Here is a 7599-nt window from a genome sequence, read left to right on the forward strand (position 1 = left end):
GTGGACGGGGTCGATACCCGCGGCGGTGAGCTTGGCCAGCGCGCCGTCCGCCCGTGCGGCCCGCTCCCCCTCGCGCCAGACCTCCGAGGCCACGGCCAACACGCCGGCCTGTTCGGGGGTGAGGGTGATCTCCGGGAGCTCGTAACCCCGGGCGGGGATCCGGTACCCGGCCGGGGACCCCGGTGCGAGTGAGGCTCCCTGTTCGAGGGGGACGCCGACGTCGCGGAGTTCCCGCTTGTCCCGTTCGAACATCCTCAGGTAGGCGGCCTCGTTCTCGCAGTCGTCGTATCCCTGGACCATCCTGCGGATCTCGCCCGCGGACAGGTAGGCGCTGGTCGACCGCAGGCAGATGACGAGGTTGACCAGTCGTTGCGACTTGGAGGTGGACACGGGCAGGACGCTATCGCCCGAGCGCGGCGATGAGGTCGTCGACACGCGGGTCCTCCGCTGCGAACGGGTCGGTGAGAGCGACCGTGGGCAGGGTGCCGTCGGCGACCTTCAGATGCACCCAGTCCACCGTGTAGTCGCGTCCGGCCCCGGCGGCCGCGGAGATGAATCGACCTCGCAGTGCCGCGCGGGTGGTCTCCGGCGCGGAGTGCCGGGCCCTGTCGATCTCGGGGTCGTCCACGACCCGTGAGACCAGGCCGCGGCGCTCGAGCACCGAGTGCAACCCACGTCCCGGTCGGATGTCGTGGTAGGTCAGGTCGATCTGGGCGAGCCTGGGGTGATCGAGGTCGGCCCCGGTCCGGTCCTGTACCTGTCGGATCAGCCGGAGCTTCGCGGCCCAGTCGATGTCCGCGGCGATCGCGTCGTGGTCACCGGACTCGACCGCGTCGAGGACCCGTTCCCACAGGGCCACGCATCGCTCCACGACCGGGCGGTCGTCGCGCTCCCACCCGCCGCGAGCGAGGTGGCGGTGGACGGCGGCCAGGAACTCCCGCTGGATCTCCAGGGCGGTCATCGTGGTGCCGTCGGTGAGCCCGACCGGCCGGGTTCCGGTGAGGTCGCGGCTGATCTCCCTGATCGCGCGGACCGGGTGGGCGATCGCCATCGGACGCAGTTCGACGCCGGCCTCGAGCATCTCCAGCACGAGCCGGGTGCTGGCGATCTTGAGCAGTGTCGTGGTCTCGATCATGTTGGAGTCGCCCACGATCACGTGCATCCGCCTGAACCGGGTCGAGTCCGCGTGCGGCTCGTCACGGGTGTTGATGAGCGGCCGCGAACGCGTGGTGGCCGACGAGACGCCGTCCCACATGTGTTCGGCGCGCTGGGAGAAGCAGAATGTCGGACCCTCGTCCTCCGCGACGCCCACCCCGGCCGGGGTCCCGGGCAGGATCTTGCCCGCGCCGCAGATCAGTTGGCGGCTCACCAGGAACGGCAGCAGGGTGGTGGCCATGCTCCTGACCTGGGTCGAGCGGTCCAGAAGGTAGTTCTCGTGGGACCCGTAGGAGTTCCCGACCGTATCGGTGTTGTTCTTGAACAGGTAGACCTTGGCATCGATCCCCTCGGTCGCGAGCGACTGCTCGGCACGGACGGCGAGATCGTCGATGATCCGCTCCCCCGCCCTGTCGTGGGCCACGATCTGTTCCAGGCCGTCGCACTCCGCGGTCGCGTACTCGGGATGGGAGCCGACGTCCAGGTAGAGGCGGGACCCGTTCTCGAGGAACACGTTCGAGCTGCGCCACCGCTCGACGACGGGCCGGAAGAAGTACCGGGCGATCTCGTCGGGCCCGAGCGATCGCGAGCCCTCGCCACCGACGCTGGTGATCCCGAACTCCGTCTCGATCCCGACGATGCGACGGATCATGGCTGTCTACTGCCCGCCCTTCTGGACGTAGGACTTCACGAACTCCTCGGCGTTGGTCTCGAGGATGTCGTCGATCTCGTCGAGGAGGGAATCGGCGGACGAGGTCTGGGCGGTCTTGGCGACCTGCCCGGCCTCGTCGTCCGACTCGCCTGCGCCGCCGGCGCTCTTCTGGATCTGGGACATGGTGTGGGCTGCTCCTGTGTCGGTGTGGGCGGGGTGGACGGGGTGCTCAGTGGACAGGCGGGCCGTCGGGGCTGAGGAAGTCCGGGTGGGCGTCGCAGTGGGCCCGGGTCCCCGTGTACGGGTCGGCCAGGTCGACGTGACGGTGGTCGCCGCGGGAATCGACGACGACGACGTGATCCCATCCCGCGGCGTGGATGCGGTCGCCGAGTTCGGCCAGGAAGCGACCCCTGGCCCAGGCCCGCGTGGACTCGGGAGGGGTCGTGATCGCGGCCTCCACCTGTGCCTCGGTGACCAGTCTGCGCATGGCCCCCTTGCTCACGAGACGGTTGTAGAGTCCGCGGTCGGGGTCGATGTCGTGGTACTGGACGTCGATGAGGGCGAGTCGCGCGTGGTCCCATTCCAGCGAGTCCCGTGTCCGGAACCCCTCCAGGAGCCGGAGTTTGGCCGGCCAGTCGAGCCGGTCGGCGCACGACATCGGGTTCTGTTCGAGCGCGTCGAGGATCTCCCGCCACTCGGCCAGGACCTCGACGGCCCATCCGGGACGCCCGGTGCCGTCCCCGACGAGCGCGGAGACGCGGCCGAGGATCTCCCGCTGGAGGGCGATCCCCGTGAACTCCCGTCCGTCGGGCAGGGCGACGGTGGCGGTGAGGGTCGGGTCGTGGCTGATGATGTGCACCGCCTCGACCGGGTCGACCGGGACCAGGTCGGAGAAGTCGACTCCGGCCTCGATCGCGTCGAGCACGAGGCAGGTGGTGCCGATCTTGAGGTAGGTGGCCAGCTCGGACATCGTCGCGTCGCCGATGATGACGTGGAGACGCCGCCATGTCTCATCCGGGGCGTGCGGCTCGTCGCGGGTGTTGATGATCCCGCGGCGCAGTGTGGTCTCGAGTCCGGTGAGGACCTCGATGTAGTCGGCACGCTGGGAGAGCTGGAAACCCGCCTCCTCGCCGGACTGGCCGAGGCCGACGCGACCGGCCCCGCAGTACACCTGGCGGGAGAGCAGATGCGGCGCCAGGCTCATCGTCAGGGCGTCGAAGTCGACGTCGCGACGCACGAGGTAGTTCTCGTGGGCGCCGTAGGACGCGCCCTTGCCGTCGACGTTGTTCTTGTAGAGCTTGAGCTCGGCGTTGCCCTCGACGGCGGACGACTCGCGGCCGGCCCGGTGCATGATCCGTTCCCCCGCCTTGTCCCAGATCACGGCGTCGATCGGCGAGTCCACCTCGGGCGACGAGTACTCGGGGTGCGCGTGGTCGACGTAGAAGCGTGCGCCGTTGGTCAGTACCCGGTTGGTCACCCCGAACTCGCTGGGGTCGTAGGCGCGGGCGGAGCCGAGATCGAACCCCCGGGCGTCGCGGAGGGGTGATTCGGACCCGTAGTCCCAGCGGGTCCCGTCGGTCGCCCCGGAACCCTCACTCGGGTCGGTGTAGGCCTTGACCACCTGGGTCGAGGTGACCACCGAACTGAGCAGCGGCTGGCCCACCGCGACTATCCCGAACTCGATCTCGGTCCCGATCACCCGGCCACGCATGCTCTCGCCGGACGTTGTCCGGACGGGCGGGGTCACCGGTCGTCCTCCCGGCTCGGGACGGTGACCTCGACCACGCGTTCACCGCGGACGCCCGTCAGACGCGCCCACTCCTGCGGGTTGGAGGTGTTGGGCAGGTCGGTGTTCTCCGCGAACTCCGCGTCGACGGCGTCGAGGAAGTCGTCGGTCGTCAGACCCTGCCCGGTGCCGTGCACGATGTCCTTGATCGCGAGCTTCTTGGCCCGGTCCACGATGTTGCGCAGCATCGCCCCGGAGGTCAGGTCCGCGAGGTACAGGGACGACCGGCGGCCCGATGCGTAGACCAGATGGACGTAGGTCGTGGACTCGTCCCTGGTGTAGAGCCGGTCGACGATGCGCGAGATGAGACCCCGGACGTGCTCGGCGCCATCGGTCGAACCGACCTCGTCCGGGTCGAAACGAAGGTCGGGGGTGATGTACTTGGCCAGGATGTCGGCCGCGGCGTCGGCGTCCGGCCGGTCGATGCGGATCTTGAGATCGAGACGCCCCGGTCGCAGGATCGCCGGGTCGATCATGTCCTCCCGGTTGGAGGCACCGATGACGATGACGTTGCGCAGGTCCTCCACGCCGTCGATCTCGGCGAGGAGCTGCGGGACGATCGTGGTCTCCATGTCCGAGGAGATGCCCGACCCGCGGGTGCGGAAGATCGAGTCCATCTCGTCGAAGAAGACGATCACCGGGTTGCCCTCGGTCGCCTTCTCCCGCGCCCGCTCGAAGATCGACCGGATGTGTCGCTCGGTCTCTCCCACGTACTTGTTGAGCAGTTCCGGGCCCTTGATGGAGAGGAAGTACGAGTTGGGGTACCGGCCGTCGGTGACGTCCTGTCCGCGCGACTTCGCGGAGGCCAGCGCCAGCGAGTGCGCGACCGCCTTGGCGATCAGGGTCTTTCCGCACCCGGGAGGGCCGTAGAGGAGGACGCCCTTGGGCGGGGAGAGATGGAACTCGCGGTACAGGTCGTGATGGATGAAGGGCAGTTCGATGGCGTCACGGATCTGCTCGATCTGGGGGCCGAGACCGCCGATGTCGGAGTACTCGACCATCGGGATCTCCTCGAGCAGGAGCTCGTCGACCTCGGCCTTGGGCACGACCTCGAACGCCACGCCGGCCTTGGGGTCCACCAGGACCGCGTCGCCCGGGCGCACCGGAGCCGGGTGATCGGCGGTCCGCCCGCCGCGCAGGCCGGTCGCCAGATGCACGACGTGCTCCTCGTCGTTGCCCATCACCACGCGGGCCCGCACGCCGTCGGCCAGGACGTCCCGGAAGACGGCGGTCACGCCCGTGACCGGGAGTCCGGTGCAGGCCTCGATGACGGTCATGGCCTCGTTGAGCCGGACGGTGGCCCCCGCCGAGAGGACGGAGGCGTCGACCCCGGGCGCGAGAGTGAGCCGCATCCGCCGACCGGCGGCCATGACCTCGGCGGTCTCGGCGTCCGTCGGTTCCTGCAGCACGATCCCGTAGGTGCTGGGCGGTGTGCCGAGGCGCTCGACCTCGCCCTTGAGGGCCTCCAGCTGATCACGGGAGTCCTTGAGGAGCTCGGCGAGCCTGACGTTGCGGGCGCCGAGGGCGTCGATCTTGACCGACTTCTCGCGGTCCGTGCGGGCCCCCTCGTCGACCGCCCTGCGCAGCCGCGCGAGCTCGACCCGGTCCAGCGTCACGCTGTCGCCGCCCCGCTCGTCCGGGGAACGTCCCTCGGTCACCTCGATCACCTGCCCTCCGACTCTCGGACGACACCCTCGTCGTCGTCGCCTCCACCCTATCGCCGGGGTGAGTGGCCGCGTGAGGGGCGGGTGAGTGCGACTCCTCGGGCCGAACTCAGTGCTTGCCGGCCCGGCGCCTGGGCTTGAGCGTGGTCACGCCCTCCGCGAGTCGACGGGCGGTGACCAGGAACGCGGTGTGGCCCTGGATGCGGTGCTCGGGGCGGACGGCCAGGCCCACCACGTGCCACCCGCGGTTGATCGACTCCCACGCCCGGGGTTCGGTCCAGCACTCCTGGCGCCGGAGCGCCTCCACGACGTCCGACATCTGGGTGGTGGTGGCCACGTACACCACCAGGACCCCCCCGGGCACCAGCACGTCGCTCACCGTGGGCAGGCACTCCCAGGGCGCGAGCATGTCCAGCACCACCCGGTCGACCTGTCCGCCCAGGGCCTCGACCGACGTCTCCGCCAGGTCGGCGACCCGCAGGTCCCAGTTCTCGGGGTGTTCGCCGTAGAAGGTCCGGACGTTGCGCTCGGCGTGCTCGGCGTGGTCCTCGCGGATCTCGTACGACAACACCCGGCCCCCGGGGCCCACCGCACGCAGCAGCGAACAGGTCAGGGCGCCGGAACCCGCGCCCGCCTCGAGCACCCGCGCGCCGGGGAACACGTCGCCCTCGTGGACGATCTGTGCGGCGTCCTTGGGGTAGATGACCTGGGCGCCGCGCGGCATCGACAGGACGTAGTCGGTGAGCAGCGGACGTAGCGCCAGGTAGTCGGCATCCCCGGACGACCTGACGATCGACCCCTCCGGGGTACCGATCAGGTCGTCGTGGCGGACGGCGCCGTGGTGGGTGAAGAACTCGGCTCCCTCGACCAGGACGACGGTGTACTTGCGTCCCTTGGTGTCGGTGAGCTGGACGCGGTCGCCGATGACGAACGGGCCGGATCGCTGCACAGTGGACCTCCAGGGGACGGCGGCCGGTTGTCCGACCGGTTGTCTACCCTGCCAGGTGTGACGGATCCCCTGGAAATCGGCGGCAGTGGTACCCCGGCCTCCCCGGCCGATCCGGAGGGCGTGCCCCCGCCGGAGCGCAGGCCCCTGGCGTTGTCGGCGTCGCGGGCGGCGGACTTCCGGCAGTGCCCGCTGCTCTACCGGCTCAAGGCGATCGACAGGATCCCGGAACCGAAGACCCGCGCCCAGGTCCTGGGTACCGTCGTCCACTCGGTGCTCGAGGACCTGTACGCACTGGAGCAGTCGGAGCGCGCCCCGGAGCGCGCCGCGGAGCTGGTCCCCGCCGCGGTGGAGCACTTCTACGCGGTCGGCGGCGGCGCCGAGGTGGTGCCGCTCTCCGCCCGGGCGGAGTTCCAGACGGAGGTCGCCGCGTTGGTGTCCGCGCTCTACGGTGTCGAGGATCCCCGGCGCTTCTCCCCCGCCGCGTGTGAGCAGTACCTCGTCACCTCGACCGCGTCCGGTACCCCGCTCCACGGGTACCTGGACCGGGTCGACGTGGCGCCGACCGGTGAGGTCAGGGTGGTCGACTACAAGACGGGTAAGCCACCACATCCGCGTTACCAGACTCAGGCGATGTTCCAGATGCGGTTCTACGCCCTGATGTACCAGCAGATCCACGGGGTGATGCCGGCACAACTCAAGCTGATCTATCTCAGGAACGGCAGCTGGCTGACCCTCTCCCCCGATCTCGCCACGCTCGTGGAGACCGAGACCGAGCTCGACTCACTGTGGGCGGAGATAGAGCGGGCGGGTGAGACCGGGATCTTCCCCCCGCGCACCTCCCGGCTGTGCGACTGGTGCAACCACCAGGCGTTGTGCCCGGCGTTCGGGGGTACCCCGCCGGAGTACCCGGGATGGCCGGGGCGTCGCGTGATACCTCTCGATCCGGGGACGCCCGATGCGGGACACGCCGGACCGAGGAGCACATGATGACGCAGGCCTACTTCGAGCCGCTGGGCACGGATGACGGCTGGGAAGTGTTCCGGGCGACCCCGCACACGGTGAGCGCCTGGGGCCCGGATCTGCAGCACGGGTCTCCGCCCTCGGCCGTCCTCACCCGCGCCATGGATCGCCTCGAGCGGACGGAGACGACGAGGATCGCCCGCGTCACGGTGGACCTGCTGGGCCCGGTGCCGCTGGGCGAGGTCCGCACCCGGGCCCGCGTCGTCCGGCCCGGTCGCCGGATCCAGCTGCTGGAGTCGGAACTGGAAGCGGGGGGCCGGATCGTCGCCCGGGCGAGTGCCTGGCGGATGGCCGTCGGCGACACCGCCGAGGTCGAGCAGTCGGCCGACCGTCCGCGCGAGCTCCCGGAGGTGGATCGCGACAGCGGCTTCTA

Annotated in this window: 7 protein-coding genes and 1 pseudogene; 2 read left to right on the forward strand and 6 right to left on the reverse strand. The window is 70.1% G+C overall.

Annotated features, from left to right (window positions below; all coding sequences use genetic code 11):
* The 6 genes and pseudogenes from G6018_RS08800 to G6018_RS08825 all read right to left on the reverse strand — a co-directional run.
* A pseudogene (locus G6018_RS08800) lies at positions 1 to 390 on the reverse strand (WYL domain-containing protein); the annotation flags it as partial.
* Between the two features lie 10 nt (positions 391 to 400).
* Positions 401 to 1807, reverse strand: coding sequence for a Pup--protein ligase (pafA, locus tag G6018_RS08805; protein ID WP_179525264.1), 1407 nt, complete (start codon positions 1805 to 1807; stop codon positions 401 to 403).
* A 6-nt stretch (positions 1808 to 1813) separates the two neighbouring features.
* Positions 1814 to 1990, reverse strand: a complete 177-nt coding sequence (locus G6018_RS08810) for a ubiquitin-like protein Pup (protein WP_017836742.1) — start codon at positions 1988 to 1990, stop codon at positions 1814 to 1816.
* Positions 1991 to 2036: 46 nt separating this feature from the next.
* Complete coding sequence (dop, locus tag G6018_RS08815; protein ID WP_182639412.1) at positions 2037 to 3518, reverse strand: depupylase/deamidase Dop; 1482 nt, start codon at positions 3516 to 3518, stop codon at positions 2037 to 2039.
* Between the two features lie 32 nt (positions 3519 to 3550).
* Positions 3551 to 5251 (reverse strand): proteasome ATPase, encoded by a 1701-nt coding sequence (gene arc / locus G6018_RS08820; protein ID WP_182609556.1) that lies wholly within the window; start codon positions 5249 to 5251, stop codon positions 3551 to 3553.
* 115 nt (positions 5252 to 5366) lie between these two features.
* The gene (locus G6018_RS08825) at positions 5367 to 6206 is read right to left on the reverse strand and encodes a tRNA (adenine-N1)-methyltransferase (RefSeq protein WP_179525267.1); all 840 of its coding nucleotides are present in this window, start codon (positions 6204 to 6206) and stop codon (positions 5367 to 5369) included.
* Between the two features lie 57 nt (positions 6207 to 6263).
* Here G6018_RS08825 and G6018_RS08830 point away from each other — a divergent pair, with 57 nt between their 5' ends.
* Together G6018_RS08830 and G6018_RS08835 are read left to right on the forward strand one after the other, a co-directional pair.
* The gene (locus G6018_RS08830) at positions 6264 to 7193 is read left to right on the forward strand and encodes a RecB family exonuclease (RefSeq protein WP_182639410.1); all 930 of its coding nucleotides are present in this window, start codon (positions 6264 to 6266) and stop codon (positions 7191 to 7193) included.
* The coding region (locus G6018_RS08835) for an acyl-CoA thioesterase domain-containing protein (protein WP_241732024.1) at positions 7190 to 7599 on the forward strand (410 nt) is incomplete at its 3' end. The genes G6018_RS08830 and G6018_RS08835, both read left to right, overlap by 4 nt.

Origin of the sequence: Dietzia sp. DQ11-44, assembly GCF_014145205.1 — a bacterium.
In the GTDB taxonomy this organism is placed as follows: Bacteria; Actinomycetota; Actinomycetes; order Mycobacteriales; family Mycobacteriaceae; genus Dietzia; species Dietzia natronolimnaea.